This window comes from Arthrobacter sp. SlRoot2-15, assembly GCF_059739345.1.
This window is the reverse complement of record NZ_AP046058.1, coordinates 2571866-2598791: the sequence shown is the minus strand read 5'-3', so window position 1 is coordinate 2598791 and position 26926 is coordinate 2571866. Positions and strand designations below refer to the sequence as shown.

The 26926-nt window shown below is 69.3% G+C and carries 26 protein-coding genes and 1 tRNA gene; 14 read left to right on the top strand and 13 right to left on the bottom strand.

Annotation, left to right across the window (positions count from 1 at the left end; genetic code table 11):
- Window positions 1-5: 5 nt before the first annotated feature.
- The 9 genes from AC6I9V_RS11980 (at window position 6) to asd (ending at window position 8350) form a co-directional block, all read left to right on the top strand.
- Window positions 6-2270: an RNA degradosome polyphosphate kinase gene (locus AC6I9V_RS11980; protein ID WP_349412236.1), complete on the top strand. Its 2265-nt coding sequence runs from the start codon at window positions 6-8 to the stop codon at window positions 2268-2270.
- Complete coding sequence (locus AC6I9V_RS11975) at window positions 2222-3247, top strand: NUDIX hydrolase (protein ID WP_497899601.1); 1026 nt, start codon at window positions 2222-2224, stop codon at window positions 3245-3247. Before AC6I9V_RS11980 ends, AC6I9V_RS11975 begins: the two co-directional genes overlap by 49 nt.
- A gap of 57 nt (window positions 3248-3304) precedes the next feature.
- Window positions 3305-4108 carry a thymidylate synthase gene (locus AC6I9V_RS11970; RefSeq protein ID WP_497899600.1) on the top strand — a complete coding sequence of 268 codons (804 nt, stop codon included), beginning with the start codon at window positions 3305-3307 and terminating at the stop codon, window positions 4106-4108.
- The gene (locus tag AC6I9V_RS11965) at window positions 4105-4698 is read left to right on the top strand and encodes a dihydrofolate reductase (RefSeq protein WP_349412239.1); all 594 of its coding nucleotides are present in this window, start codon (window positions 4105-4107) and stop codon (window positions 4696-4698) included. Before AC6I9V_RS11970 ends, AC6I9V_RS11965 begins: the two co-directional genes overlap by 4 nt.
- A complete protein-coding gene (locus AC6I9V_RS11960) occupies window positions 4698-4916 on the top strand; it encodes an NF038396 family protein (protein WP_146336836.1) in 219 nt (72 codons plus the stop codon). Before AC6I9V_RS11965 ends, AC6I9V_RS11960 begins: the two co-directional genes overlap by 1 nt.
- A gap of 157 nt (window positions 4917-5073) precedes the next feature.
- The gene (locus tag AC6I9V_RS11955; protein ID WP_497899599.1) at window positions 5074-6027 is read left to right on the top strand and encodes a WXG100 family type VII secretion target; all 954 of its coding nucleotides are present in this window, start codon (window positions 5074-5076) and stop codon (window positions 6025-6027) included.
- Window positions 6028-6046: 19 nt separating this feature from the next.
- A complete protein-coding gene (locus AC6I9V_RS11950) occupies window positions 6047-6703 on the top strand; it encodes a hypothetical protein (RefSeq protein WP_349412241.1) in 657 nt (218 codons plus the stop codon).
- A 5-nt stretch (window positions 6704-6708) separates the two neighbouring features.
- The gene (locus tag AC6I9V_RS11945; RefSeq protein ID WP_349412243.1) at window positions 6709-7125 is read left to right on the top strand and encodes a hypothetical protein; all 417 of its coding nucleotides are present in this window, start codon (window positions 6709-6711) and stop codon (window positions 7123-7125) included.
- An 82-nt stretch (window positions 7126-7207) separates the two neighbouring features.
- The gene (gene asd / locus AC6I9V_RS11940; protein ID WP_497899598.1) at window positions 7208-8350 is read left to right on the top strand and encodes an aspartate-semialdehyde dehydrogenase; all 1143 of its coding nucleotides are present in this window, start codon (window positions 7208-7210) and stop codon (window positions 8348-8350) included.
- Between the two features lie 16 nt (window positions 8351-8366).
- On the opposite strand, the gene AC6I9V_RS11935 is transcribed toward asd, so the two are convergent.
- The gene (locus AC6I9V_RS11935) at window positions 8367-9482 is read right to left on the bottom strand and encodes a winged helix DNA-binding domain-containing protein (RefSeq protein WP_497899597.1); all 1116 of its coding nucleotides are present in this window, start codon (window positions 9480-9482) and stop codon (window positions 8367-8369) included.
- 120 nt (window positions 9483-9602) lie between these two features.
- Between AC6I9V_RS11935 and AC6I9V_RS11930 the strand changes: the two genes are divergently transcribed.
- Complete coding sequence (locus AC6I9V_RS11930; protein ID WP_349412246.1) at window positions 9603-10088, top strand: hypothetical protein; 486 nt, start codon at window positions 9603-9605, stop codon at window positions 10086-10088.
- Window positions 10089-10105: 17 nt separating this feature from the next.
- Here AC6I9V_RS11930 and AC6I9V_RS11925 read toward each other — a convergent pair whose 3' ends face one another.
- Genes AC6I9V_RS11925 through AC6I9V_RS11910 form a run of 4 tightly spaced genes read right to left on the bottom strand, consistent with a single transcriptional unit; the run spans window position 10106 to window position 13436 of the window.
- Window positions 10106-11173 (bottom strand): UDP-N-acetylmuramate dehydrogenase, encoded by a 1068-nt coding sequence (locus AC6I9V_RS11925; RefSeq protein WP_497899596.1) that lies wholly within the window; start codon window positions 11171-11173, stop codon window positions 10106-10108.
- A 53-nt stretch (window positions 11174-11226) separates the two neighbouring features.
- Window positions 11227-12498, bottom strand: a complete 1272-nt coding sequence (locus tag AC6I9V_RS11920) for an MFS transporter (RefSeq protein WP_349412248.1) — start codon at window positions 12496-12498, stop codon at window positions 11227-11229.
- Window positions 12499-12516: 18 nt separating this feature from the next.
- On the bottom strand, window positions 12517-12954 hold the full coding sequence (locus AC6I9V_RS11915) for a MaoC family dehydratase (protein ID WP_349412250.1): 438 nt from the start codon (window positions 12952-12954) through the stop codon (window positions 12517-12519).
- 2 nt (window positions 12955-12956) lie between these two features.
- Complete coding sequence (locus AC6I9V_RS11910; RefSeq protein WP_349412251.1) at window positions 12957-13436, bottom strand: FAS1-like dehydratase domain-containing protein; 480 nt, start codon at window positions 13434-13436, stop codon at window positions 12957-12959.
- Between the two features lie 144 nt (window positions 13437-13580).
- Here AC6I9V_RS11910 and AC6I9V_RS11905 point away from each other — a divergent pair, with 144 nt between their 5' ends.
- Both AC6I9V_RS11905 and AC6I9V_RS11900 read left to right on the top strand, forming a co-directional pair.
- Entirely contained in the window at window positions 13581-13958 is a 378-nt protein-coding gene (locus tag AC6I9V_RS11905; RefSeq protein WP_349412252.1) for an ArsR/SmtB family transcription factor, read from the top strand.
- A complete protein-coding gene (locus AC6I9V_RS11900) occupies window positions 13955-15634 on the top strand; it encodes a SulP family inorganic anion transporter (protein ID WP_497899595.1) in 1680 nt (559 codons plus the stop codon). Before AC6I9V_RS11905 ends, AC6I9V_RS11900 begins: the two co-directional genes overlap by 4 nt.
- Here the strand turns inward: AC6I9V_RS11900 and AC6I9V_RS11895 are convergent.
- From AC6I9V_RS11895 to AC6I9V_RS11875, 5 genes are all read right to left on the bottom strand, one after another.
- Window positions 15624-15848 carry a DUF3188 domain-containing protein gene (locus AC6I9V_RS11895; protein WP_497899594.1) on the bottom strand — a complete coding sequence of 75 codons (225 nt, stop codon included), beginning with the start codon at window positions 15846-15848 and terminating at the stop codon, window positions 15624-15626. The two genes, AC6I9V_RS11900 and AC6I9V_RS11895, sit on opposite strands and share 11 nt — an antisense overlap.
- Window positions 15849-15880: 32 nt before the next feature.
- Window positions 15881-16831: a DUF2797 domain-containing protein gene (locus AC6I9V_RS11890; RefSeq protein ID WP_497899593.1), complete on the bottom strand. Its 951-nt coding sequence runs from the start codon at window positions 16829-16831 to the stop codon at window positions 15881-15883.
- A gap of 24 nt (window positions 16832-16855) precedes the next feature.
- A complete protein-coding gene (locus AC6I9V_RS11885) occupies window positions 16856-17719 on the bottom strand; it encodes an HpcH/HpaI aldolase/citrate lyase family protein (RefSeq protein ID WP_349412258.1) in 864 nt (287 codons plus the stop codon).
- Between the two features lie 178 nt (window positions 17720-17897).
- On the bottom strand, window positions 17898-18863 hold the full coding sequence (locus tag AC6I9V_RS11880) for an aldo/keto reductase (RefSeq protein WP_497899592.1): 966 nt from the start codon (window positions 18861-18863) through the stop codon (window positions 17898-17900).
- Entirely contained in the window at window positions 18860-20566 is a 1707-nt protein-coding gene (locus AC6I9V_RS11875) for a glycoside hydrolase family 13 protein (protein ID WP_497899591.1), read from the bottom strand. The genes AC6I9V_RS11880 and AC6I9V_RS11875 overlap by 4 nt, the downstream gene beginning before the upstream one ends.
- A gap of 73 nt (window positions 20567-20639) precedes the next feature.
- On the opposite strand from AC6I9V_RS11875, the gene AC6I9V_RS11870 reads away from it, so the two are divergent.
- Together AC6I9V_RS11870 and AC6I9V_RS11865 are read left to right on the top strand one after the other, a co-directional pair.
- The gene (locus AC6I9V_RS11870; RefSeq protein WP_497899590.1) at window positions 20640-21884 is read left to right on the top strand and encodes an ROK family protein; all 1245 of its coding nucleotides are present in this window, start codon (window positions 20640-20642) and stop codon (window positions 21882-21884) included.
- Window positions 21885-22221: 337 nt separating this feature from the next.
- Entirely contained in the window at window positions 22222-25047 is a 2826-nt protein-coding gene (locus AC6I9V_RS11865) for an FG-GAP-like repeat-containing protein (RefSeq protein ID WP_497899589.1), read from the top strand.
- A 102-nt stretch (window positions 25048-25149) separates the two neighbouring features.
- Here the strand turns inward: AC6I9V_RS11865 and AC6I9V_RS11860 are convergent, their stop codons facing one another.
- The 3 genes from AC6I9V_RS11860 to AC6I9V_RS11850 form a co-directional block, all read right to left on the bottom strand.
- The gene (locus AC6I9V_RS11860; RefSeq protein ID WP_497899588.1) at window positions 25150-25809 is read right to left on the bottom strand and encodes an NAD(P)H-binding protein; all 660 of its coding nucleotides are present in this window, start codon (window positions 25807-25809) and stop codon (window positions 25150-25152) included.
- 109 nt (window positions 25810-25918) lie between these two features.
- A complete protein-coding gene (locus AC6I9V_RS11855; RefSeq protein ID WP_497899587.1) occupies window positions 25919-26539 on the bottom strand; it encodes an alpha/beta hydrolase in 621 nt (206 codons plus the stop codon).
- A 294-nt stretch (window positions 26540-26833) separates the two neighbouring features.
- Window positions 26834-26907: transfer RNA gene (locus AC6I9V_RS11850), tRNA-Met, on the bottom strand.
- Between the last annotated feature and the right edge of the window lie 19 nt (window positions 26908-26926).

Genomic DNA, 26926 nt, shown 5'->3' with positions numbered 1-26926 from the left:
AGACCATGCAACCGGATTCTGCCCGGACAGCCAGCTCTGGAACCGCTACGCCGGACAAGGCTGCGCGTCCCGTGCGGGCGCGGTTCGGCTCCTCCGAAGTGCCCGCCTCGCGCGCCACCCAGGACCGGATCGACATCCCCGAGTTCGCCCCCAACCTGGAACCGGAGGGCGACATCAGCCCCGACCGTTTCCTGGACCGGGAGCTGAGCTGGCTCGCTTTTAACTCGCGCGTGCTGGAACTGGCCGAGGATCCCAACCTCTACCTGCTCGAACGCGTAGGCTTCCTGTCCATCTTCGCGTCCAACCTGGACGAGTTCTTTATGGTCCGCGTCGCCGGGCTCAAGCGCCGCATCGCCACGGGCCTCGCCGTGCCCTCCCCCGCCGGGCTGAGCCCCATGCAGGTCCTGGAACAAATCGGCGAGGCCGCCCACCGGCTCCAGCAGCGCCACGCCCGCGTCTACGCCGAGCAGATCCGCCCGGCGCTGGCCTACGAGCACATCCACCTGATGCACTGGGAGGAACTGGACGACCAGGCCAAGGACCAGCTCAGCGCCATGTTCGCGGAGAAGGTCTTCCCGATCCTGACGCCGCTAGCCGTGGACCCGGCCCACCCGTTCCCGTACATCTCCGGGCTCTCGCTGAACCTCGCCGTGGTGGTCCGCAACCCGGTCAGCGACAAGGAACTCTTCGCCCGCGTTAAAGTCCCGGACCAGCTGCCGCGGCTGATCTCCATCGACGGCCCGCGCGCCGGGTCGGTCCCCGGCCGGGTGGCCCGGTTCATCGCGCTCGAGGAAGTCATCGCCGTCCACCTGGACCAGCTTTTCGCCGGGATGGAGGTGCTGGAGCACCACACCTTCCGCGTCACCCGCAACGAGGACGTCGAGGTCGAAGAGGACGACGCCGAGAACCTGCTGCAGGCGCTGGAGAAGGAACTGCTGCGCCGCCGCTTCGGCCCGCCGGTCCGGCTCGAGGTCACCAATGACATCAACCCCAACATCCGGGCGCTGCTGATCCGCGAGCTCGGCGTCGAGGAATCCGAGGTCTACTCCGTCCCGGCCCCGCTGGACCTGCGCGGGCTCTCCGTCATCGCGGGCATCGACCGCGCGGACCTGCACTATCCCAAGCACGTCCCGCACACCTCCCGCTACCTGAACGAATCGGAAACGTCCAAGGCGGCGAACGTCTTCGCGGCCATGCGGCGGCGGGACATCCTCCTGCACCACCCCTACGATTCCTTCTCCACCTCCGTGCAGGCCTTCCTCGAGCAGGCCGCCGCGGACCCCAAGGTCCAGGCGATCAAGCAGACCCTGTACCGCACCTCCGGCGACTCGCCGATCGTCGATGCGCTGATTGACGCGGCCGAAGCCGGCAAGCAGGTCCTCGCCCTGGTGGAGATCAAGGCCCGCTTCGACGAGCAGGCCAACATCTCCTGGGCCCGGAAGCTGGAGCAGGCCGGGGTGCACGTGGTCTACGGAATCGTGGGCCTCAAGACCCACTGCAAGCTCTCCCTCGTGGTCCGCCAGGAAGTGGACGGGCTGCGCCGCTACTGCCACATCGGCACCGGCAACTACCACCCCCGCACGGCCCGCTACTACGAGGACCTTGGCCTCCTGACCGCCAACGAGCAGGTGGGCGAGGACCTGTCCAAGCTCTTCAACCAGCTCTCCGGCTATGCGCCGAAGTCCACGTTCAAGCGGCTGCTGGTGGCCCCGCGCTCGGTGCGGTCGGGGCTGATCGACCGGATCGAAACGGAAATCCGCAACGCCCGGGCCGGGATCGCCGCCCGCGTCCAGATCAAGGTCAACTCGATGGTGGACGAAGCCATTATCGACTCCCTCTACCGCGCCTCGCAGGCCGGCGTGCAGGTGGACGTTATTGTCCGCGGCATCTGCTCGCTGCGTCCCGGCGTCCCGGGCCTGAGCGAAAACATCACGGTCCGCTCCATCCTGGGCCGCTTCCTGGAGCACTCCCGCGTCTTTGCGTTCGCCAACGCCGGCAACCCGGTGGTGTACATCGGGTCGGCCGACATGATGCACCGCAACCTGGACCGCCGGGTGGAGGCCCTAGTGCAGCTCAGCAGCGGCGACGATACCTCCTATGTCCTCGACATGCTCCGCCGCTACATGGACCCGGGCACCGCCAGCTGGCACCTGGACCACGACGGCGAATGGGTCCGCCACCACCTCGCGGAGGACGGAACCGCCCTCGAGGACGTCCAGTCATGGCTGCTCGCCTCCCGTTCGCGGCAGCGCTCGACGAGCCTGCGCTAGGGCCACCGGTGGCAAACAGCGATGCGCTGGTAGCGGACCAGACCGACCACCCCGGCGAGGCGGTCGCCGTCGTCGCGGCCGGAGCCCTGCCATGGCGCGTCAACAAGGACAAGCTCGAGGTCCTGCTGATCCACCGCCCCCGGTACGACGACTGGTCCTGGCCCAAGGGCAAGCTCGACCCGGGTGAGACCGTCCCCGAGTGCGCTGCCCGCGAGGTGGAAGAGGAAATCGGCCTTAAGGCGCCCCTCGGCATCCCGCTGCCGCCAATCCACTACCACGTGGCGGCCGGGCTGAAGGTCGTGCACTACTGGGCGGTCGACGTCGACGGTGCCCCGCTCCACCCGGACGGCAAGGAGGTGGACAGCGTGATGTGGTGTTCGCCGGAGAAGGCGGCGTCCCTGCTGAGCAACCCCAGTGATCAGGCCCCGCTGGAGCACCTCGCGGCCGCCCATGCCCGCAATGAACTGGACACCTGGCCGCTGCTGGTGGTCCGCCACGCCAAGGCCAAGCCGCGCTCGTCCTGGTCCAAGGCCGAGGGCGACCGCCCGCTGGCCGCCACCGGTGCCCGCCAGGCCCAGGCGGTCGGGCGGCTGATGCAGGCCTGGAGCCCCTCCCGCGTGGTGACCAGTCCGTGGCTTCGCTGCGTGGCCACGGTCGCTCCCTACGCCAAGGCCGTGGACGCCAAGGTGAAACTGCACGAGTCCCTCACCGAGCACCTGCACGGCCGGAGCCCGCACAAAACCGCCAACGTCGTCGAATCCCTCTTCGACAAGGAACGGGCCGTGGCCCTGTGCACGCACCGGCCCGCCCTGCCGACGGTCTTCGCGCAGCTCGGCAAGCACATGAACTCCCGGCTGCGTGCGCTGCTGCCGGAAAACGACCCCTACCTCTCCCCCGGCGAAATCATCGTCTGCCATGTCTCGCGGACCAAGGGCAAGGTTGTGGCTGTGGAGCAGTTCCGGCCCTTCGACGACTAGGGTCCTTGCGAGCGCCACAAGTACGGCAGGCCCGGCTCTTCTCAGTAGACTGGGAGCGTGAGCATCCCTACGCCCTATGAAGACCTCCTGCGCGACGTGCTGGAACACGGCACGCACAAATCGGACCGCACCGGGACGGGCACCCGCAGCGTGTTCGGCCGGCAGCTCCGCTTCGACCTGGGCAAGAGCTTCCCGCTCATCACCACCAAACGGGTGCACTTCAAGTCCGTGGCCGTAGAGCTGCTGTGGTTCCTGCGCGGGGACAGCAACGTGAAGTGGATGCAGGACCAGGGCGTCACCATCTGGAATGAATGGGCCGACGCCGACGGCGAACTCGGCCCGGTCTACGGCGTGCAGTGGCGCTCCTGGCCCACACCAGACGGCGGCCATGTCGACCAGATCGCCGAGCTCGTGGAGAACCTCAGGACCAACCCCGATTCGCGCCGGCACATCGTCTCGGCCTGGAACGTTGCCGAACTCAAGGACATGGCCCTGCCGCCGTGCCATGCGTTCTTCCAGTTCTACGTCGCCGACGGCAAGCTTTCCTGCCAGCTCTACCAGCGCTCGGCGGACACCTTCCTGGGCGTGCCGTTCAACATCGCCTCCTACGCCCTGCTGACCTGCATGCTGGCGCAGCAGACCGGGCTGGAGCCGGGCGAGTTCGTCTGGACCGGCGGCGACGTCCACATCTACGACAACCACCTGGACCAGGTCCTCACCCAGCTGGGCCGGGACGCGTACGAATACCCGCAGCTGAAGATAACCCGCAAGCCGGAGTCCATCTTCGACTACACCCTCGAGGACTTCGAGGTGGTCGGCTACCAGCACCACCCGACGATCGAGGCCCCGATCGCGGTATGAGCAACGAGACGAGCAAACACATGGAACCCGCCGATTTCACCGAGCAGCTCCGCGGCACCGTCACCGGGCTCGGGCTGGTGTGGGCACAGACCAGCACGGGCGTGATCGGCCAGGCCGGGTCCATGCCGTGGCACCTGCCCGAGGACATGGCGCACTTCAGCCGGCTCACGGCCGGGCATCCCGTCATCATGGGCCGCAAAACCTGGGATTCCTTCCCGGACAAGTACCGGCCGCTGCCGGGACGGACGAACATCGTCATCACCCGGCAGGAAGGCTGGGGCGGGACGCCGGAAGCGGAAAGCGCCCTGGCGGTCAAGTCCCTCGATGACGCGCTGCTGGAATCCCAGTTCGCGCCGGGCCAGCAGATGGTCTGGATCATTGGCGGCGGGGAGATCTTTACCCAGTCCCTGGACCTGGCCGACGTCGCCGTGGTCACCACAATCGACACCGCCGCCGAGGGCGACACGTTCGCGCCGGAGCTGGGTTACGACTGGGCCGCGGACGCCAGCCTCCCGGCCGACGGCTGGCTGACCGCCGCGAACGGCACCCGCTACCGGATCACCCTGTGGCGCCGGACGGAGGCCAAGTAATGCTGCGTAAACCCGAAACCCTGTTTGTCCTTGGCTACATGCTGCTGCCGCTGCTGGCCCTGCTGTCCGCGATCGTGGGGCTGACCATGATCCTCGGCGGCAACAAGATCGCGGGCGCGATCGTGCTCGTTGTGGTCACCCAGGTGTTCGCGTTCGGCGCGGTGTTCGCCCTGCGCCGGCGCAAGAGCGCCCTGCTGGCAGAGCCCGACGGCGAGTAGCGGCTACGGCCGGCGGCTTCACCGCCATGGGGAGATCACCCCATCGCGGCATCCAGGCGGCCCGGCTAGATTGGTGCCGGTCAGATTCTTTGGCCCGGATGCATTTGGTCTCGGCGGCGGCCCGTTAGGCTGTTGCCCGTAAAGGGGGGTTGCCAGCATGGCAGGAAACGTGTGGGGCGCCGACGTCGCCCAGCTGCGGACACTCGCGCAGCATTTTGGCAAAACGTCGGAGACGCTGCTGCAGCAGTCCTCGGTCCTCACTTCCACGATCAACAACAACACCTCGTGGAAGGGCGCCGACAGTGCACGGTTCAAGTCCGACTGGAACGGCAGCCACCGCGCGCTGATCCAGCAGACCGCCCGTGCCCTGAAGGAACAGTCCAAGCGGCTGATGACCCAGGCCGACGAGCAGGAGAAGACCAGCAACGCCGCTCCCGGCTCCGGCGGAGGACCGGGCGCCGGAACCGCCGGAAGCACCGGCGGCCAGGGAAGGCCCGGCTCCAACGATCCCTGGGGCCCGGACTGGTTTTCTGACCCCTCGTCCCCGTTCCGCGGCGGCTGGGACTTCTACAACGTCGTCAAGGCGTTCCCCAACCTTCGCTCCGGCCTCTTCGACATCGCCGGCATGCTGCAGAAATCCCGGATCGGCGATTTCTTCGATCCGGCGGCATGGAAGGCCTTTCAAAACTCCAACGAGTTCAGCAAGTTCTTCAACGTCTCCAACCAGTTGTTTGAGGGCAAATGGCACGAAGCCTTCAACCTTACCGAAGGAACAAAGGCCTTCGCTGCCTTCGACGGCCTGGGCAAGGGGCTTGGCGTTGTGGGGGTCGGCCTTGACGGTATGGACGCCATTAACTCCCTGGCGGACCACGAGTACGGCGACGCCGCTTATTCGTCGACCAAGGCCGTCATTGGCGCCCTCTCTTTCCTGCCGCCGCCCGCCGGAACGGCCTGCATGGTCGCCAGCGCAGGCCTGGCCCTTTACGACAACGTCCCCGTCGTCCACGACTCGGTGAACTGGGTGGGCGGCAAGATCGCTGACGGGGCGAGCGCCGTCGGGGATTCCATTTCCGACGGCGCGGAAGCTGTTGGCGACTTCTTTGGCTTCTAATAACGAGGAGATCTAGATCGTGACTGAGACAACCACAGCTCGTCCGGGAGCCGGACAGCCTGTCTACCCGGATTCCATCGGGTTCGGCTTCGCCGAGCTCGTGGCCCTGCTGAACCTGGCGCACGGCCCGGCCGCCACCGCGAGCGCCGAGGCACTGCGCGTGGCCAAGGAACTCGAGGACCCCACGGTCGTGTCCGCCGGAGCTTCCTCGCTGGTGGCACGGGGCGCGGCGACCGTGGAGCCCGACGGCACGCTGTCCGTCAGTGGGCCGGTGGCAGCGGTAACGCGGGCACTGACCACGGCCACCCGCCGCATGCAGATCAACCTGCTCACGGCAGATTCCGCGGACAGCGTCCTGGCCGTCGAGTCCGAGGACTACCGCATCCTGCTGCAGCCGCGCGCCTTCTTCAGCTGGTTTGCCATGGCGCAGGATCCGGAGATCACCCCGGAGGAGGCGAATTTCTTTATTATGCGCAAGCACCTCGAGGACAACCCCGCTGGCGGCGCCACCTTGCGCCGCCTCGATGACGCTTCCGGGCGCCAACTGCTGCTCAAGCGCGCCGGAGAATCCTGGACGGTTGGCTACAGCACCCCCGGGGCAGGGGACATTGAGGAGCTCACGGGCCTGGGCGATTCCGAGGTACTGGACCACATCCGCACCATCCGGGAAGGCTGAACCACGTGCCCAAAGACGCTGCCGACCGCCAGCACGACGACGAGGTCCGCGCCCTGCACGAACGCGCCGTGGCCGCAGGAGAGAAAAGGCTCCTCACCAGGACCATGGACCGCGGCCGGCTGCACTCCTACGCGGCCGACGAGATCGGCTTCGCCCGCGCCGGATCCGGTCCGATCGTCACCACGGCCTTCGGCATGGTGATCCTGGCAGCCGTGTTCGCCGCCATGACCGTCTTCTCCATCGTCCTCGTCGCCGCCCCGACCTCGCAGGGCGAGGGCCCGCTGTGGGGCGCGCTCGTGCTGACCGTGATCGGCGCCGCCGGAATGATCTACGCCGTCCGGCTCGCCATGTCCGAATTCAAGGCCCGGCGCATCCGCCGCGAACGCGGCCTTCCGGAACCGAGCCCGCGCCAGCTGAACTGACACGGGCCGTCCCGTGCGCGGCCGCCCGCCGGCGTGACGTAACCGACTGCGGCCGGCCACCCGCAAAGTCTAAACTGGCCCAATGACTACAGCAGCTACCCCGTCCGTCGGACTGGTCGGTTGGCGTGGCATGGTCGGCTCCGTCCTGATGCAGCGCATGCAGGACGAGGGCGACCTCGCCAACATCAACCCGGTCTTCTTCTCCACCTCGAACGCCGGAGGTGCCGCCCCGGCCATTGCCGGCACGGCGGCGGGTGCTGCCGGCAAACTTGAGGACGCGTTCGACGTCGAGACGCTGGCGAAGCTGCCGATCATTGTGACCGCCCAGGGCGGGGACTACACCAAACGGGTGCACGGCGAACTGCGCAGCCGCGGCTGGGACGGCCTCTGGATCGACGCCGCCTCCACCCTCCGCATGGACGATAACTCAATCATCGTGTTGGACCCGATCAACCGCGACGTCATCGACGCCGGCCTCTCCGGGGGTGTGAAGGACTACATCGGCGGCAACTGCACGGTGTCCTGCATGCTGATGGGCCTCGGCGGCCTATTCAAGAACGGCCTCGTCGAGTGGGGCACCTCCATGACCTACCAGGCCGCCTCCGGCGGCGGCGCCCGGCACATGCGCGAACTGCTGAGCCAGTTCGGCACGCTCAACGCCGAGGTCAGCAGCGAACTGGACGACCCGGCGTCGGCCATCCTCGAGATCGACCGGAAGGTCCTCGCGCACCAGCGCACCGACATCGATGCCACCCAGTTCGGGGTTCCGTTGGCCGGTTCGCTGATTCCCTGGATCGACGCGGACCTCGGCAACGGCCAGTCCAAGGAGGAGTGGAAGGCGGGGGTGGAAACCAACAAGATCCTCGGTACCTCCGGCGCGGACCGCGTCATCATGGACGGGCTGTGCGTCCGGATCGGTGCCATGCGCTCACACTCCCAAGCCCTCACGCTCAAGCTCCGCGAGGACCTCTCCGTCGCCGAGATCGAGAAGCTGCTCGACGCGGACAACGAATGGGCCACAGTGGTGCCCAACACCAAGGAAGCCTCGATGGCGGATCTCACCCCGGTGGCGGCGTCCGGCACCCTGGACATCCCGGTGGGCCGCATCCGCAAGCTCGAAATGGGGCCGGAGTACATCAGCGCCTTCACCGTGGGCGACCAGCTCCTCTGGGGTGCGGCCGAGCCGCTGCGGCGTATGCTCAAGATCGCCACCGGTACCCTTTAGGCCCGGCCGGAAGCCGTCAGGGCCGGTCGAGGCCCAGGAACCGCCGGTACTTCGCGGCCTGCAGCTCAAAGGATTTACGGGCTGCGGGCCGCAGGCCGTTAACCCCGTCAAACGGTTCCGCGACGACGGCGCCGCCCCGGCCGTTTCCGGGCGCCGCCCAGGTCCCCACCACTTCGCCGCCTGCCACGATGGTCTTTTTGAACACCCCGTTACCGCCGGGGACGATCTTGTCCGCATGGTGCGCAGGCAGGGCGATGGAGCGGTCGGTGTAGCCCAGGAGGAACTCGTCGAACCCGGGCAGCGCCAGCACGGCGCGCTGGCCGGGGACGCCGTCCTCGAGCAGGGCCGCTGTCTCCGGTGACAGCCAGTACGATTTTCCCTCAAATTCCACTTCCACCAAGCGATCCCGGACCTCGGCCAGGGCCGCCCGGGTTTCCGTCAACGGAATACCGGACCACCAGGCGAAGTCACGCTCGGTAGCAGGACCATGGCTGCGGAGATAGCGGAACAGCCACTCGGCAATGCCTTCTTCCCGGTCCAGGGTCCGTGGAGTCTTGATCCAGTCGTCGACGGCCACCACCAGCTGCTGGTTGCCGGCCAGCGGCCCCTGAACCAGCAGGCCACGCTGGCAGAGCATCGCGAGCAGATGGATGCCACGCTGGCCGGCCGTGGACTGGCCGGTCTGTTCGAAGGCCTGGAACATCTCCGCCCGGCTCGCCGCGGCCCCGCCGGCGACCCGCTGCAGCGCGGCCTCGGCTGCGGCGTCCACGTCGGCGGACGAGATGCCGAGGTCCCGGTGCCGCCCGGCGAGGCTCTTGACGAGACGGGCGGACGTGATGGCCAGGATCCATTTCAGGTCCTCCGGGGCCAGCAGGTGCAGCGTGCCGCGCATGGGCCAGGAGCGGACGATCTCGCCCCGGTCCAGGGCGGCACGGACGTCCGCCAGCCGCGAGCCCGGAACGCGCTGCCCCACGGCCCAGAGTGAGGCCTGCAGGTCCTGCGCCTGCAGGGCAGGCATCGACCTGACGGCGGCCGGGACGGAGCCGAAGCCCGGCCCGGTGAGCCCTTGCGAGGCCAGCCGGAGCCGGCCCATCACGGCCCGGCTCAGACGCGGGTGCCCGACTGCTGCCATGGCATCATCCTAGGCCCGGGGCCGGACATTCGGCCGGATTCCCGCCTCCACCGTCCGCAGCCCGGCCGGCGCCCGGCGCCCTCCCAGCCTGCGCCCAGCCGGTGTCCTTAAGGTGGATGCATGACTCTGGGTGAAGTGTGGCCGCGCCTGCGGCCCCTGTGCAGGAGGCTGGCCCTGCTGGGCTGGGCCGCCAGCGCCGCCGGCATGGGGGCCGGCCTGGCCGTCGCCATCGCCAGCGGCACGCGCCTGTCCCCCATGATGACCACATTCCAGGCGGTGTCCACCGTGTGCATGGCGGTCGCGGTGGCCAGTTTCGTCACCGCCGCGACGCTCCAGCCGCGGACCCCGGCCCCGCGGGAGCCCGAACGGCCCGAGCTCGACATCGATCCGGGCGGAGAGTTTCCGGCCACGGTGCGGAGTTTCCTGCTCGGTTCGCTGGCGCTGCTGGCCGGGGCGGTGGCTTTCGGCTGCGCCGGGCTGCTGCTGCGCAGCGGGCCCAGCGCCCAGTCCGTGGCGTTCTGCCAGGTCTTCCTGCTGGGCGCCGCAGCGTCCGGCTTCACCTTTATGCTCTTCAGCAAGGTGGCCCCGCAGCGCGGCAGGAACTAGGCCCCGCCGCGATGCGGCTAGAGGTCGATCCCGATCAGCAGCGGCTCCGGGTGCAGCTCGATCCCGAAGCGTTCGGCGACGCCGCGGCGCACCTCGCGGGCGATGGCCAGCAGGTCCGCGGTAGTGGCCCCGCCCCGGTTGGTGACGGCCAGGGTGTGTTTGGTGGACAGTGATGCCAGGCCGCCGGAGACGCTGCCGGGCTCCAGCCCGAAGCCCTTGCCGTAGCCGGCCTGGTCGATCAGCCACGCCGCGGACAGCTTGGTCAGCCCGTCCGCTCCGCCCGGGTACCGCGGGGCGTCCTCAGGCAGTGTCGCGGCGACCTCTGCCGGCACGATCGGGTTCGTGAAGAAGGAACCGGTGGAAAAGGTGTCCCGGTCCGCCGGGTCCAGGACCATCCCCTTGGACGCCCGCAGCCGAAGCACCTCGCGCCGGACGTCGGTAGAGTAGGCGCGCTGGCCCACCTCGACGCCGAGCGCGCGGGCCAGTTCGGCGTAGCGGACCGGGGCGCTCATCCGGCCGAGCGGCAGCTGGAACTCCACGGTGAGCACCACGTAGCGCGGGGACCCGCTGGAGGTGGCCCGTTTCAGCAGGGAGTCACGGTAGCCGAACTTCAGCTCCGAGTTGGTGAACGTCTGCACCGCGTTTCGTTCCCGGTCCCAGGTGCGCACCGCGGCGATGGTCTGCGAGACATCGGCACCGTAGGCCCCCACGTTCTGCACCGGGGTCGCCCCGGTGGCGCCGGGGATCCCGGAAAGGGCTTCTATGCCGGACCAGGCATGTTTGACGGCGTGCTCCACCAGCGCGTCCCAGTTATGGCCCGCCTGCACCACAACGGCGACCCCGCCGCAGGAGTCCTCCGCGTTGACGGTGAAGCCCTCAGACGCGATTTTCAGGACCGTGCCGGGGTAACCGGCGTCGGCGACCAGCAGGTTGGAGCCGCCGCCGATGATCAGCAGCGGTTCGCCGGCGGCGTCGGCCGCACGGACGGCGTCGATGATCTCAGCCTCGGTGCGGGCTTCGACGTAAGTGGCGGCGGGGCCGCCGACGCCGGCTGTGGTCAGGGCGGAAAGCAGTGTCTGGGTCACCCCTCCAGCCTAGCCGGGTCCGGGCCGTGCCCGGAAAGGCGGCCTGTGTGGGCCTAGGCGGCCTTACGGGCCACCGGGGAGAGCAGGAAGCTGACCACCAGCATCACCATGACGGCCAGCAGCGAGTGCAGGATGCCCACGTGCTCGGCCAGCAGGCCCAGCAGCGGCGGCCCGCAGAGGAACGCCCCGTAGCCAATGGTGGACACCACCGAGACGCGCGCAGCGGCCTTGACCGGGTCGTCGGCAGCGGCGGACATGCCCACCGGGAAGCCCAGCGAGGCGCCGAGCCCCCAGATCGCCAGGGCCGTGTAGGCCAGCCAGGGCACGGGCGCGAAGACAAACAGGCCCAGTCCCGCCACGGCCAGCGCCGCGCACCAGCGCATCACGGGTACCCGGCCAAAGCGGTCCAGCACCAGGGTCCCGGCGAAGCGGCCCACGGTCATAAAGGTCACGAAGAGGCCGTAGCCGGCGGCTCCGGCGGCGTCGGACTGGCCGTGGCCGTCGGCGAGCGCCAGAGCCACCCAGTCCCCGGCCGCGCCCTCGGCCAGGGCCAGCCCCAGCACCAGGACGCCGAGCAGCAGGGTCCGGCGGTCCCGCCAGGCCTGCGCGATCTGCCGTTTGTTGTCCAGCGGTTGTTCCGGGCCCTGCGTTGCCTGGCTGATGATCGGCAGCGGGCCGGTGGAGGGGTCCTCGAAGGTGTCCGTTCCGGCCGGGGTGAAGGTCTTCTCCTCCACCGGGGTGACGTCGGCGCGGAACCAGCCGGCGGCCGAGGCCACGGAGGCTGCGACCAGCAGTCCCACGGCGCCCAGGTGCCAGAAGACGGGCACGCCGGCGCCGGCGGCCCAGGCGCCCGCTCCCGCGCCGGCGACGGTGCCGAGGCTGAAAGCGCCGTGCAGCCGGGGCATAATGTGGCGGCGCACCGCGCGCTCGACGGCGGCGCCCTCCACGTTGGAGGCGGTGTTCCAGCTGGCGGTGCCGAGGCCCACCACAACGAGGCCCGCCGCCACCGCCAGCGGGTTGACCAGGACGGAGGTGCCGAATCCGGCGAGGACCAGGCCGGCGCCCACCATGATGCTGCCGATCCGGATGGTCTGCTTGGAGCCGAAGCGCAGCACGATCAGCCCGGACGCGGACACCGAGACGAAGGAGCCGAGCGTCATGCAGAGCAGCAGCAGGCCGACGTTTCCGGGCGTGAGGTCAAGCCCGTCCCGGATGGCCGGCAGCCGGGACACCCAGCTGGCGAAGGCAATGCCGCTGAAGGCATAGGCGGCCACGACGGCGTTGCGCCACCGGGTGACTTCGGCCGTCTGCGCAATTCGCGCCATCACGGCAGCATCATCCGGTCAGGCCAGCCTGACGACGGCCTGGGCCTTCATCAGGACCTTTTGCCCGCCTGCGACAACGGTGAGGTCCACGCGGGCGGTGCCGGCGTCGGCGTCGAGCGCCCCGATGGCGCCGCTGACTTCGATCACGGCGCCGGGCTCCGGGGTTCCGGTGGTGTCGGCCACCGGGACCGGCTTGGTGAAGCGGGTCTGGAAGTCGACGACGGCGGCCGGGTCGCCGGCCCAGTCGGTCACAAGCTGGACGGCGGCGCCCATCGTGAACATGCCGTGGGCGATCACGCCGGGCAGGCCGACGCCGGTGGCGAAGGATTCGTTCCAGTGGATCGGGTTGAAGTCGCCGGAGGCGCCGGCGTACTTGACGAGGTCGGTGCGGGTGACCACGATGGTGCGGCCGCCGATTTCCTGGCCGACGGTGAGTTCTGCGATGTCGATGCTCATGGCTACTGTCCCTCTCCGCGGACCAGGATGGACGAGGTAGTGGTGGCGACCGGCTCGCGGCCGGCCGAACCGCCGGGGGCCTCGCCGCCGGTGAGGGCGAAGATTTCGGAGCGGGTGGTGATCATGGCGCCGCCCCCCATGGCGCGGACGCCGTCGACGTGGAGCTCGGCGACGAGGCGGTCGCCGGCGACGATCGGCCGGTGGTGGACGAAGCGCTGGTCGGCGTGGACCACGCGGGAAAAGTCGATGCCGGAATCAGGGTCCTCGATCAGCTGCGCATCGGCGCGCTGCGCGACGATGATGGCGAAGGTGGGCGGGGCCACCAGGTCGCCGTGGCCCAGTGCCCGGGCGGCGTCCACCTCGAAGTGGGCCCGGTGGGTGGCCTTGACCGCGCGCGCGAACTCGCGGATCTTCTCGCGCCCGACGTCGTACACCTCTGCGGCAGGGTAACTGCGGCCCTGCAGATCCGGATTGATAGTCATGGCTCCAGCCTAGCGCCCTGCCCCGGACGGGCCTTGCGCGTTACAGGCACCGGGCGGGCGTGCCCAGCAGCGATATGATGGAAACATCAATTCAGCAATCCGTGGCCCGGTGTTCCAGTCGCGGGGAGAGCGCAGGTCCTTCCGATGATGCCCGCAGCGCAGGCCCCTCTGTACGAGATCAAGGCCAATCTGTTCAAGGCCCTCGCCCACCCGGCCCGGATCCGGGTACTGGAACTGCTGGCGGCCGCGCCGGACACCGCGGCGCCGGTCAGCCACCTGCTGGCCGAGACGGGGCTGGAGGCCTCGCACCTGTCCCAGCACCTGGCCACTTTGCGCCGGCACCGGGTGGTGACCTCGGTCCGGACGGCCAATGCCGTCACATACCGGCTGGCGCACCCGAAGATCGCGGAGCTGCTGGCGATTGCCCGGCTCTTCCTGCTGGACAGCCTGGCGGAGTCGGGCGAGCAACTCCGGCTCGCGCAGGAACTGCCGGCCGCGCACCTCCAGGGTTCCGCCACGTGACCGCCGGGACAGCGGGCCGCAGCTCCCGGGGCTACCTGGCCCGGTTCCTGCCGTCCGTCCGCGACTACGAGGGGCTGCGCAGGTCCTGGCGGACGGACCTGCTCTCCGGCATCACCGTGGGCATTGTGGCCCTGCCGCTGGCCCTCGCGTTCGGGGTGAGTTCCGGGGTGGGGGCCGAGGCCGGACTCGTCACGGCGGTGGTGGCCGGGCTGGTGGCCGCCGTGATGGGCGGATCGCCTGTGCAGGTTTCCGGGCCCACCGGCGCCATGGTGGTGGTCCTGGCCCCCGTGGTCGCTGCCCACGGCGCCGGCAGCATTGCCCTGGTGTCCGTGCTGGCCGGGCTGCTGGTCATCGTCCTGGGCATCAGCGGCCTCGGCCGTGCGGTCGCCTTCATCCCGTGGCCCGTGGTGGAGGGCTTCACGCTGGGCATCGCCGCCATCATCTTCCTGCAGCAGGTGCCCATGGCCACCGGGACGGCGGGAGTGCCGGGCCACAACACGCTGCTGGCCGCCGTCGAGAGCGCTTCGCGAGCCTCTGCCCCTGCCGTGCTGCAGACCCTGGCCGTTGTGGCTGGGGTCGCCGCGGTGATGGTCCTGCTCCCCCGGCTCAACAAGGCCATTCCCGCCAGCCTGTCAGCGGTGCTGCTGGCCACTCTGGCCGCCGAACTCCTGGATCTGCAGATCCCGCGGATCGGCGCCCTGCCGCATTCGCTCGCAGCCCCCGCACTTCCGGTGCTGGATCCGTCGGCGCTGGGCGGGCTCCTCATGCCGGCGGTGTCCATCGCCACACTCGCGGCCATCGAGTCGCTGCTGTCCGCCCGGGTGGCCGCCGGCATGGTGGGCCCGGACGGCCGCCCCACCGGACGGTACAGCCCGGACCGCGAACTCACCGGCCAGGGCCTGGCGTCGGTGGCGGCGGGGCTCTTCGGCGGTATGCCGGCCACCGGCGCGATCGCCCGGACCGCCGTCAATGTGCGCTCGGGAGCCAAAACACGGCTCGCGGCGATTGTGCACGCCCTGGTACTGCTGGCCATCATCTACCTTGCGGCGCCTCTGGTGGGCAGGATCCCGCTGGCGGTCCTGGCCGGCATCCTGATGGTCACGGCCACGCGTATGGTGTCGCGGCAGACCGTGGCGGCTGTGCTGCGCTCCACCCGTGCCGATGCCTTCGTTTTCATCCTGACCGCCCTGATCACCGTGGCGTTCGACCTGATCGTGGCAATTGAAATCGGGCTCGTTGCGGCGGCGGTGTTCACGCTGCGGAAGTTTGCCTCCCTCAGCGGGGTGGAGCGCGAGGACATCCCGGGGCCGCCCGCGCCCGGAGACGGCCACATCGCCATCTTCCGGCTGGACGGCGCCATGTTCTTCGGGGCGGCGGAGCGGGTCCTACAGGAAATCAGCCAGGTCAGGGACATCCAGGTCGCGATCATCCGGCTCTCGCAGGTGCGGATGCTTGACGCGACCGGCGCCCATACCCTGGTGGAGGTGATCTCGGCGCTGGAACTGCGCGGCGTCACGGTGCTGCTCAAGGGCGTCCAGCCCCAGCACCTGGAGTTGGTGACCAACGTTGGCGTGATCCGCTCGCTCCGGCACCATAAGCACCTGTTCGACAGCCTGCCCGGGGCCGTGGAGCACGCCCGGAGCCATGTGCTGCGGAACGCTGCCGCTAACGCCTGAGGTTTTTCCGGATCGTCTGGCCGCGGACCACGATCCCGGCGATGTGCAGGATGAGCCCGAGCCCGATCACGGCCAGCGATGCCAGCGCGAGGGTCTGGTTGCCGGTGTTGTTGCCGACCAGATTGAGGATGATGCCGGCGGCGATCAGGCCCATCGCGCTGAAAACGAGGACCTTGTAGGTGGTTGGCGCGGTGGCCCAGAATTCGTTCAGCACCGCCCCAGTCTACCGGGGGCGCCGGGGGCAGTTCAGAACAGGGACTCCTGGACTGCGGGGACCGCGGAGCCGTGGTCGCCGAGTTCGATCATCCGCGCCTTCAGCCCGCCGAGGTTGACCACAAAGTCAAGGTCGGCGCCGTCCAGCCGGGCCAGCGCGATGCTGCCGCTCAGCGACGACACGACGAAGCCGTGGGCGTCGGCGCCGAGGTCGTGCGGGTAGGCATGCCGGGCAGCGGGTGTGCAGGCGGCATCGGCCAGCGCGGGCCGCTGCCAGCGTTCGTCCACCACCTCGAAGCCCTCCACGCCGGCGCCGGTGAGCAGGGTCCGGACCTCCGCGGCGAGCCGGCCGTTCAGCTCATCGAGTTCTGTGGCGGCAGCCGGTGCCGTGAGTCCGGCGGCCTTCGCAGCCGAGCGGACCTGCTGCGGCAGCCCGGCGTCGCGGGTGACCTGGTCCTCCAGGATCCGGACGATCCGGCCGTCCCCAGCGCGGGCGACGTAGCGGGCGACGACGGCGCCCTGCTCCGCGAGCCGGTGCCATTTCCGCAGCTGTGAGGCGGTGCCCACCTTGCAGGCGCCGCTGGCGAAGGTGGCGATGTAGAGCCAGTGCGGCTGCATCAGGTAGGCGCGCAAGCCGGGCGGGACGCGCCCGCCGCGGTGGAAATCGTGGATCAGCCGTGAATCGTCGACGGCGAAACACGGCCCGCACTGGTTTCCGCGGGCGGCCGGGGCCTGGTCCGGGCAGACGACGTGGTCCCGGTCCGCGGGGCCGTGCACCTTGTGGTGGCCCAGGCAGTGCTTACCCGGCGTGGCGAGCCGGAAGCCCAGCCGCGTGCCGGCGTCGAGCGCCACCTCGGTGAAGCCGCCCGAGGGGTCCTGCAGGCGGAGGGCCGCGCCGCCGGCGTCGTACCCGGCGTCGTGCCCCTCGGCCGGCGGGTGACCATCCCAAAAGACCCCGTGGACCAGATAGCGGGCATCGGTCACGGGGTCTCCTCGGTTCGGGTCCGGCTACAGGGCCGGCTGCACCCCAAAGGCTACCGCGAGCTTCATGATCTTTTCGGCGCGGCCCAGTCGCGGCAGGTCGGAGCCGTCCCGGATCACGCGGCCGTTGGCCTCGAAGTCGGCCATGAAGTCGGTGGCCCAGGCGACGTCGGACGGGGTGGGGCTGATGACCTCATTGATCACGTGGGTCTGGTCGATGGCGAGGCAGAGCTTGCCGGTCATGCCCATCATCACGGTGATGCCGGTCTGCTCGCGCAGGATCGGGTGGTTGGTGCCGACCGTGGGGCCGTCGATCGGGCCGGGCAGGTTGCCGACGCGGCTGGCGACGACGAGCTTGGCCCGCGGGTAGGCCATCGCCTCCGGGGTGGCGGCCATGCCCGTGTCGCGGCGGAAGTCGCCCGAGCCGAACGCCAGCCGGAACGCGCCCTGGGCCCGGGCAATGTTGTTAGCTTCCTCGATGCCGACGGCGGATTCGACCAGCGGGATGACCGGGGTCTTGCCGTCCATACGGTGGAAGCTTTCGGTGACCTGGTCCGCGGATTCGGTCTTGGCGAGCATCACGCCGAGCAGTCCGGGCGTGCCGCGGAGTCCGGCGAGGTCATCGGCCCAGAAGGGGCTGGTGGCATCGTTGATCCGGACCCAGGCGCTGCCGCCGGCGGTCAGCCAGTCCACGACGTGCTCGCGGGCGGCATCCTTCTGCGAGGGATCCACCGCGTCTTCGATGTCCAGGATGATGGCGTCCGCGCGGGACTCCGCCGATTGTCCGAAGAGTTCGGGCTTCATGGCGTTGACCAGCAGCCAGGAGCGGGCAATTTCGGCCGGGACGTTGCGCTGGGGCCGGACAATCCCGGCGGTGGTGGTAGAGGTCATGTCTCTACGCTAGCTGCCCGGACCGGCCCGCCGCCAAGTAATACCCCTGTTCGGGGCGACCAATACGACCAAAATCACCCCCGGACGCGAAACTGGCCCGCAGTTGTCGCCGTTTAGAGCGGTCTAAACGGCAACAACTGCGAGCCGGTTGGGGGCTGAACACGACGCCGGTGCGTGCCTAGGGGATGTTGCTGCCCCGGGCCGTGATCCAGAGCCGGTACCACTCGGCGCGGCTCATGGCGGCGGCCACCTCGGCGGCCCCGGCGCAGGCCAGGATCCTTTCGGGTTTGGCCGTGCCGATCACCGGGGCGATCCCGGCCGGGTGCTTCATCAGCCAGCCCAGCAGCACCGCCTCGCCCGTGGTGCCCTTCGCCGCGGCCATCTCGGCCACGAGGACGGCGGTGGCCTCCTCCGCGGCACTCGGGGCCGGCGCCGGCGCTCCGGTGTAGAGCCCGCGGGAGAGGGCCCCGTAGGCCTGCAGGGTGATGCCGTTCCGCACGCAATGCTCCACGGTGCCGTGCGGGAAGCTGTAGTCCGTGCCCTCGGCGTGGTTGACCAGCACGGTGCTTTCCAGCCAGGCCCGTGCGGACAGGCTCATCTCCAACTGGTTGGCCACCACGGGAGCCTCGAGCCGGTCCTGCAGCAGCTCAATCTGCGGCGCCGACATGTTGGACACGCCGACCGCGCGGATTTTGCCCTCGGCCATCAGCTGGCCGACGGCGGAGGCAACCTCGGCGGGATCCACCAGCGGGTCGGGCCGGTGCAGCATGAGCACGTCCACGTAGTCCGTCTTAAGCCGGGCCAGGCTTTCGTTGACCCGGTCCAGGATGCCCTCCCGGCTCAGGTCGTAGTACGCGTCGAGGCCCTGTTCCCCCAGCCGGATGCCGCATTTGGTCTGCAGCCGGATCCGCTCCCGCAGGCCCGGGGTCTGCGCCAGGACCTCGCCGAAGACCGCCTCGGCCTTGCCGCTGCGGTAAATGTCGGCGTGGTCGAACAGCGTGATGCCGGCCTGCAGGGCGGCGTCGACGGCGGCGGCCGCCTCGTCCACGTGCGCGGACGAGTACGGCTCCGCCGACCAGCTCCCGCCCAGGCCCATGCAGCCATAAATCAGTTCCTGGCTGGGGATCAGTTCCTGGGTGCTCACCGGAGCCAGACGGTGGTGTTGCCCGGGAGTAGCTGTCCGTCCAGCGGGCCGCTGCTGATCAGCACCTCGCCGGCGGGCAGCTGGACGGCGTCGTCCCCGAAGTTGGTCACGGACTGCCAGCCGCCGTGGCGGCGGAAGTGCAGCACGTCCGCGTGGCCGGTCTCCAGCCACTCCAGCTCTTCTGAGGTCTGCAGTTCGCGGCGCAGCTTGAGGGCCTTGCGGTAGAACTCCAGGGTGGAGCCTTCGGCGCCGTCCTGGGCGGCCACGGCGTAGCGGGAGAACCATGCCGGCTGCGGCAGGTGGGCGCCGCCGTCGCCGAAGCCGAAGGAGGAACCCTCCGGGGACCAGGGCAGCGGCACCCGGCAGCCGTCGCGGCCGATCTCCACGCCCTTGTTGCGGAAGAAGGTGGGGTCCTGGCGCTCGGCATCCGGGATCTCGGCGACTTCCTGCAGGCCCAGTTCCTCGCCCTGGTACAGGTAGGCGGAGCCGGGGAGGGCCAGCATCAGCAGGGTCGCGGCGCGGGCGCGGCGCAGGCCCAGGTCGACATCGAGTTCCTCGGCCGGGGCGCCGGCCAGCAGCCAGCCCTTGCCGTCCTGGCCCTTGGCGTGCCGCCCGCCGCCCTTGGGCAGGCCGTAACGGGTGGCGTGCCGGACGACGTCGTGGTTGGAGAAGACCCAGGTGGAGGAGGCACCGGACTCGGTGGCCTCGGCGAGGTTGCGGGTGATGATTTCGCGGAACTCGTCGGCGTCGAAGTCGGCCTGCAGCAGGTCGAAGTTGAAGGCCTGGCCCAGCCCCTGCGGGCTGGCGTAGCGGGCACGCCGGCTGGCGTGCACCCACGCCTCGGCGACGGCGGTGCGCGGCGGGTTGTATTCGTTGAAGACCTCACGCCATTCGACATAGATCTCGTGCACCTCGTCGCGGTCCCAGAACGGGTGCGACCCGTCGTCGAAGCCGTCGGTGCCGGAGTTGGCCTCACTCAGTTCGACCTTGGACAGCAGCGGTTCGGTGAGGTCCTTGGTCAGGGCGTGCGCGACGTCCACGCGGAAGCCGTCCACGCCGCGGTCGGACCAGAAGCGCAGGGTCTTGAGGAAGTCATCGCGGATCTCGCGGTTGGACCAGTTCAGGTCCGGCTGTTCCTTGGCGAAGATGTGCATGTACCACTGGCCGGGCGTGCCGTCGGGTTCGGTGATGCGCTCCCAGGCCGGTCCGCCGAAGACGGATTCCCAGTCCGACGGCGGGATCTCACCGTTTTGCCCAAGCCCATCGCGGAAGATGTAGCGCTCCCGGGCGTCCGAGCCGCGCGGGGAGGCGAGGGCCTCCTGGAACCAGACGTGGCGGTTGGAGGAGTGGTTCGGGACGATGTCCGCGATCAGCTTGATGCCGGCGGCGTGCAGCGCGGCGGACATCTCGTCGAAGTCCTCCAGCGTGCCGAGCTTGGGGTCGACATCGCGGTAGTCGTCGACGTCGTAGCCGCCGTCGGCCAGGGCCGAGGGGTAGAACGGGGAGAGCCAGACGGCATCGATGCCGAGGGCCTTCAGGTACGGCACCTTGGCCGTGATGCCCTTGATGTCGCCCAGTCCGTCACCGTTGGAGTCGGAGAAGCTGCGCGGGTAGATCTGGTACACGGACGCCTGGCGCCACCAGTTGGGGTCGGCGGCGAGGTCGGAACCGGACAGGGTTGCCAGCGTGGCGGTGTTCGACAAGGTGAATCCTTCGGGGCTGGGGTGCGGTGTCTGATAACAGCGTGTCTGATAATTTAGATAGAAGCTAAATCTATTGCCGGATCAATTATGGGTCCGCACTCATGAGGAGGTCAAGATTCCGAAGCGCCAGGCCGCCGCCACGCCCCAACTGCTGCGCCGGGTCAACGCCCAGGCGGTGCTGGCCGCCATCCGTGGCACCGAGGTGGCCACCGGAACGGAGCTGATGGCGGCAACCGGCCTCACTCGGGCCTCGGTGATCGCCGTCTGCGAGGACCTGATCCGGCGCGGCTGGATCCGCGAACTGGACGCGCCGCGCAAAGATGCCCTGCCCGCCGGGGGCCAGGCAGCCGGCAGCCCGCAGAAAGGCCGGCCGGCGCGGCGCTTCGAACTCCGGGCCCGGGCCGGCGTCGTCCTCGGCATCGACATCGGCGCCGCCACCACCACGGCCGCGGTCGCCGACCTGCGGGGCACCGTTCTTGGCCGCGCCAGCGGGTACTTCCGCGCCGCGGACATCCCCGCCGGCGAGCGGATCGGCGTCGTCGACCGGGCGTGCCGGGATGCGCTGGCGGCCGCTGGCGAGGCCCCCGGGAACGTCCTGACCGTCAGCGCCGGCATTGCCGCCCCGGTGGACCGCGACGGCAAGGTACTGGCCGCCCAGCACTTCTGGAGCCTGTTCGACGTCGGGCTGCGCTCGGCCCTGCAGGACCTGCACGGCTGGCCGGTGCTGCTGGAGAACGACGCCAACCTGGCCGTGCTCGGCGAACGCTGGCGCGGCTCCGGCGCGGGAGTGGACGACCTCGTGGTGCTGCTGGCTGGCGAGCGGCTCGGCGCGGGCGTGCTGGAGTCCGGCCGGCTGCTGCACGGCCGCGGCGGCGGCGCCGGCGAGATGGGATTCCTGGACATGGTGGAGGGCGTCGGCTCCAGCGACGGCATTGCGAGCCTCGCCCGGCAATGGCAGGCCGCGTCCGGCGGACCCGCTTCCGGCGGCGAGGCAAGCGCGCTGCGGGTCTTCGAGGATGCCGCCGCCGGGGAACCCGCCGCACTGGCCATCCTGGACCGGCTCGCGGAGCGGATGGCCCGGGTGATCGCCGCGATCGCCAGCCTGCTCAACCCCGAGCAGGTGGTGATCGGCGGCGCCGTCGCGGACTCGGCCGGGGCACTGCTGCCCGGCATCACCGCCGCGCTGCCGCGCTTCACCGCCACTCCCCCGCGGGTGACGGTTTCGCCGCTGGGCGACGGGATCGTCACGGTCGGCGCCATCCGGCACGCCCTGGACTTCGTCGAGGCGAATGCCTTGGAACTGGAGCTGCCCCGGTAACGCAGGATTGCCGCATCGCCGGGACCGTCGCAGGCTTTGCTCAAGTTTCGGCAACGATTCGCCAACTAAGCCGAAAGATTGTTGCAGCTTGCCGGGTCTGGCGGCGTGCCGTCCGTAGACTGGCCTCACTTCCCGGTCTCCCGGCCGTTTCGCTGAGCCTTCAGCGGGGCGGCGGTCTCATGAAAGACACACAGTGAACTCAATACGGAAGAGGACCGCGTGGATCGTAGCGCTGGTCCTTTCTCTGGCCACCTTGCCCGCTGTCACAAGTTCGCCGGCGTCAGCCGAACCTGCGCCCGCCCCGACTGCCGCGGTGACGCCTGCTGCGGCGACCCCGGTGGCAACGCCAACTGCCGCGCCGACGGCTTCCGGAACCAGTGCCACGTCCCCCGCGGCGCCCTCGCCGACTGATCCCACGTCGACGACGGTCATCTCGGCTCCCCCGCAGCCGGGCGTCCCGGCGCCCGCCGGCACTACCGCGGTTCCCTCGCAGGACGCGGCTGCGCCCGGCGATGCGCCACTCGTCGAGCACACTTTCGAGACGCCGCCGCCCGCGGGCAACAAGGGTGTGCCGACCCGCCCGGCAATTTCGACCGAGGCCTACGCCCTTGACCGCCGGGGCGACATCAAGGTCCGGCTGGCGCTGGTGCAGCTGGCCGACAAAAAAGCGGCTATCTCGGAAACAGATGCAAGGGCCGCGATCACCACCAGCAGCGACTACTGGCAGGCCGAGTCCAATGGGCGCCTGTCCATGAGCGTCGCGTCGGTGGAGTACCCCACCAGCAAGGCGACGTCCACCCAACGTTATTCGGACATGATGAACACCATCACGACCGAACTGGGCTGGGCCCCCAGCTCCAACACGGCCCTGGTGGTTTTCGTGTCGACGGGCACTCTTTCCGATGGAGCCTACGGCGCGGGCTGGAGCTATAGCGGGACCAGCGGAAAAGTCATCATGCCGCTTCCTGCCAACTTGACCAAGAGTGTGCTGTCGCACGAGTTCGGACACGTGCTGGGCCTTATGCACGCCAACGCGCTGCAGTGCACCAGCGGGGCGGTGGACGTGGCGACCAACGCCGACGGCTCCTTCGCCGACCCCAGCTGCTCGGTCCAGGAATACAAGGACAACCTGGACCTGATGGGCGTCTCGCAGCTGAGCCGCCCGGTCGTCAGTTCGCCGATGTACGAATACGGCGGGTTCGGCGCCGGCAACGAGGTCTACAACATCGGAACGGCCTCCGGAAAAGCCTCCTACCAGTTGCAGGCCTGGAGCAGCGCGGCCGACAACCGCGCCGTGAAATTCACCGACCCGCTCAGCGGGGAGATCTACTACGTCGAGCTCCGCCTCCCGATCGGCGGCGACGCGGCCGCCGCGGTCAACGGGAACCGCGGCGTCAAGATCGTCCAGTCGTTCGGCGCAGGCTCGATTTCGCTGCCGCCCAGCACCACCACCTACTACTCGACGTACTACACCTCGAACGCCGCCTGGCAGGCCGGTCAAACCTTCACCACCCACGCCGGCACCAGGGTGACCGTGGACTGGATCTCCGACGTCGCCGCCGGCATCACCATTGACACCCTTCCCCCTGCCAAGCCTCTGCTCATCGCTCCCGGTGACTTCAACGGCGACGGCATCCCGGACGTCCTCCAGCGCAAGGCCAACGGTGAGCTTTGGTTCTACCCCGGCGACGGAACCGGCCGTCAGGGTGCGGGCCGACGGATTGGAACGGGCTGGGAGATCTTCGACAGCGTCATCGGCGTGGGTGATTTCAACGGCGATGGACGAAACGACCTGATAGCCCGCAAATGGGACGGGTCGCTCTGGTTCTACGCCGGAAACGGCTCCGTATCAGCCACCAGCGAGGGGTACTCCGGCGGTGTGAAGGTCGGCGACTTCGGCTGGGACGCGTTCGATGCGCTCCTGGGGGTCCGGGACTTCGACGGCGATGGCCGACCGGATCTGCTCGCCCGGCGACCGGACGGCGTGCTGGTGCTCTACCCCGGCACCGCCACGGGCCGGCCCGGCGCGGCGCGCGAGATCGATTTCGGCTGGCAGATCTTCGACCAGCTGATCGCCCTCCAGGACTTCAACGGCGACGGCACCAACGACCTTGCCGGCCGGAAACCGGACGGCACGTTGTGGATGTATTCGAACACCGGGCAGGCGAAACTCATCAACGCCACCAAGATCGGATCGGGGTGGGGCATCTACACCACCATCCTGGGCACCGGGGACGCCAACGGCGACCGGATGGCGGATATGATCGCCAACCAGCCCGACGGCTCCGTCTACTTCTACGCAGGCACCGGCATGCGGGACGAAGGCTATTCCGGCGGCCGCAAGATCGGCAACTTCGGCTGGGATGCCTTCGACATGCTCGTCGCCACGCCCGACTTCAATGGCGACGGCATCGCGGACCTGATCGCGCGCGGACCCGGTGGGACCCTGTGGTTCTACGCCGGCAATGGCGCGGGGTCGTACGGCGCCGGAGTGCAGATCGGCAACTTCGGCTGGGATGCCTTCAACGCCCTGACCGGCGTGGGCGACCTGGACGGCGACGGCCGGAATGATCTGATTGCCCGCATGCCTGACGGGTCCCTGTGGCTGTACTCCGGCACCGGGCAGGTGAACTCGAGCAGTAACGGCTATGCGCCGGGGCGGAAGATCGGCAACTTCGGCTGGGAGGCGTTCACGACGCTTTCCGGGACCGGCGACCTGACGGGCGACGGCAAGAACGACCTTCTGGCGCGGGGCTCCGACGGCTCCCTCTGGGTGTACCCGGGGACCGGACGGGTCGACGGCACCAGTTCCGGGCTCGGCATACCCACGAAGATCGGCAATTTCGGCTGGGAGGTCTTCGACCAGCTCTTCGGCGTCGGGGACTACAACGCGGACGGCAAGAACGACGTGCTGGCACGGCTCCCGGACGGGACGTTGTTGCTCTACCCCGGTGATGGTGCGGGCCGGCTCTCCACGCCCCGGAAGGTCGGGACCGGGTGGAACATCTACGACGCCGTGCGTGGTGCCTGGAACCTCAACGGTGACCGCTACCCCGACATCGTCGCCCGCCGGCCGGACGGCTCGCTGTGGGCCTACTCGGGCACGGGCATGCAGCCCAACGAGGGTTACCTGGGCCGAGTGTTCGCCACCCAGTTGTCCTAGGACGCCCCGCCCGCCAGGCGGGAGAGCCACCAGACGCAAAAAGAGCCGGATCCGAAAGGTCCGGCTCTTTTTGCGTCTACAGCGGAAAGGTCCTGCGCGCCGCTACTTCGCCGGCTCCAGCGCCGCGGCCAGCGGCAGCGTCCCGTCCCGGAATTCGATGGTCCGGCCGGCAGTCTGGGGCAGTCCCAGGACGGCGGCGGCCACCAGAGCCACATTGGCCCGCGCCGTACCGGTGCCGGCTGAAGTGTCCGCCGGGGCGACGTCGATCAGTCCGTTACCGGGGCCGTCCGTGAGGGACCCTGGTCCCAGGATGGTCCAGGCCAGACCGGTGCCGCGCAGGTAGGCGTCCGCAGCGGCCTTGGCCTCCGCGTAGGCGTGGAAGCTGCTGTCCGCAGGGACGCCGTGGTCCGGCCCAGCCCCCAGATAGGAGACCATGACGTAACGGGGCACGCCGGCTTCCGCTGCGGCGTCCATGGATCGGATCGCCGCGTCCCGGTCCACCGCGTAGGTGCGTTCCGGGCTGCCACCGCCGGCTCCGGCGGACCAAACGACGGCGTCGTGTCCCGTCAGTGCCGCGGCGAGTTCCGCCGTCGTGGACCTCTCCACATCCAGGACCGCCGGGGTGGCGCCGGTGGCAGCCACGTCGTCGCGGTGATCGGGATTGCGGATAATCGATGTCACCTCGGCTCCGTCCTTGGTCAGGATGCCGGAGAGTTCCAAAGCCACCTTGCCGTGGCCGCCGATGATTGCGATTCGCGTCATCGTCCCATTCTGTCCCACTTGAACCGGAGCCGCACCAGATGCCCCCACTTCCCCGGGCAGGCCTAGCGTGTTCCCGGCAGAGTTGGACGTAGACGCGGGCGGTTAGGCGTCAACCGGCGCTGAGGAACTCAACAACCCTGGCAGGCTGGAACACGGAAGGATCACCGTGCTCACCTTCGGCCGCCACTACCGTCACGTCGGCTCCCGCGGCGGCTGCAACGGCAGCACAAGTGTCCGTATTGGTGGCTTTGGGAACGGTGGTGTCCTGCGGCGACGCGAAGAACAGCGCCCTGAACCCGGGCGGGTAGGGCGGGCTGACCGGCGAAAGGTCTGCGGGGGCGCCATCGGGCCACGCCTGGCAGAAAGTGGGAAATTTGTCGGTCATGGTCGCGAGGTTGCAGACCGGGTAAATCCCCACGAACGCGGTGGCCGGGATGCGTCCGACGAGCTGCAGTGCGGGAAGCCCGCCCATCGATTGCCCCAGCAGCACAACATGCCGGGCACCCGCTTCCCGCGCCGCCCAATGATAGAGGTCCTCGTAGGCCGTGACCGAGGCGGGGGCGCCCCATACGTTCCCGCCAGCGTCCGAGCTGGCGATGCTGTAGCCGGCCCCCAGCAGGGCCTCCAGCAGCGCCGCCTGGTCAGTTCCCGCCTGCCACTCCTCGACGGTGCCGCCGTGCCCGTGGGCCGCAATCATGAGCGTGCCGTTGGGTCTGGCGGGGATCGTCACGGCGACATTGTCCGCGCCGATGACGGCACGAACGGTTCGTTGGGCCGCTTCCGGTGCAGGCGCAGCCACCGCGCCGCACCCGGACAGCCCCAATATGATCACCACAAGCAACAGCCAACGCACAATATCCCCCCGAGCGCAGAGCCTACCTCCCCGCACGCCTTTCCGGTGAACATTGCGATAACATCTTTGGCTGGAATTGGACGCCCGGGGCGCCAAAAGCGCCGGAACATCTGGGGGTGGCACGTTCGAACACAAAAAGACCCCGCAGGCTTGGCCTGCGGGGTCATTCTGTAGCGGTGGGGAGGCTCGATCTCCCGACCTCACGATTATGAGTCGTGCGCTCTAACCAACTGAGCTACACCGCCACGAATGAGAAAAACCTGC

What these genes read in the sequence shown, in the direction of transcription:
- AC6I9V_RS11885 (WP_349412258.1), bottom strand. Translation starts at nt 17,719, where the DNA reads ATGACCTCTACCACCACCGCCGGGATTGTCCGGCCCCAGCGCAACGTC.
- AC6I9V_RS11905 (WP_349412252.1), top strand. Translation starts at nt 13,581, where the DNA reads ATGATGCCCGCAGCGCAGGCCCCTCTGTACGAGATCAAGGCCAATCTG.
- AC6I9V_RS11935 (WP_497899597.1), bottom strand. Translation starts at nt 9,482, where the DNA reads ATGGCAGCAGTCGGGCACCCGCGTCTGAGCCGGGCCGTGATGGGCCGG.
- asd (WP_497899598.1), top strand. Translation starts at nt 7,208, where the DNA reads ATGACTACAGCAGCTACCCCGTCCGTCGGACTGGTCGGTTGGCGTGGC.
- AC6I9V_RS11975 (WP_497899601.1), top strand. Translation starts at nt 2,222, where the DNA reads ATGGCTGCTCGCCTCCCGTTCGCGGCAGCGCTCGACGAGCCTGCGCTA.
- AC6I9V_RS11910 (WP_349412251.1), bottom strand. Translation starts at nt 13,436, where the DNA reads ATGACTATCAATCCGGATCTGCAGGGCCGCAGTTACCCTGCCGCAGAG.
- AC6I9V_RS11930 (WP_349412246.1), top strand. Translation starts at nt 9,603, where the DNA reads ATGACTCTGGGTGAAGTGTGGCCGCGCCTGCGGCCCCTGTGCAGGAGG.
- AC6I9V_RS11960 (WP_146336836.1), top strand. Translation starts at nt 4,698, where the DNA reads ATGCTGCGTAAACCCGAAACCCTGTTTGTCCTTGGCTACATGCTGCTG.
- AC6I9V_RS11980 (WP_349412236.1), top strand. Translation starts at nt 6, where the DNA reads ATGCAACCGGATTCTGCCCGGACAGCCAGCTCTGGAACCGCTACGCCG.
- AC6I9V_RS11915 (WP_349412250.1), bottom strand. Translation starts at nt 12,954, where the DNA reads ATGAGCATCGACATCGCAGAACTCACCGTCGGCCAGGAAATCGGCGGC.
- AC6I9V_RS11965 (WP_349412239.1), top strand. Translation starts at nt 4,105, where the DNA reads ATGAGCAACGAGACGAGCAAACACATGGAACCCGCCGATTTCACCGAG.
- AC6I9V_RS11920 (WP_349412248.1), bottom strand. Translation starts at nt 12,498, where the DNA reads ATGGCGCGAATTGCGCAGACGGCCGAAGTCACCCGGTGGCGCAACGCC.
- AC6I9V_RS11955 (WP_497899599.1), top strand. Translation starts at nt 5,074, where the DNA reads ATGGCAGGAAACGTGTGGGGCGCCGACGTCGCCCAGCTGCGGACACTC.
- AC6I9V_RS11860 (WP_497899588.1), bottom strand. Translation starts at nt 25,809, where the DNA reads ATGACGCGAATCGCAATCATCGGCGGCCACGGCAAGGTGGCTTTGGAA.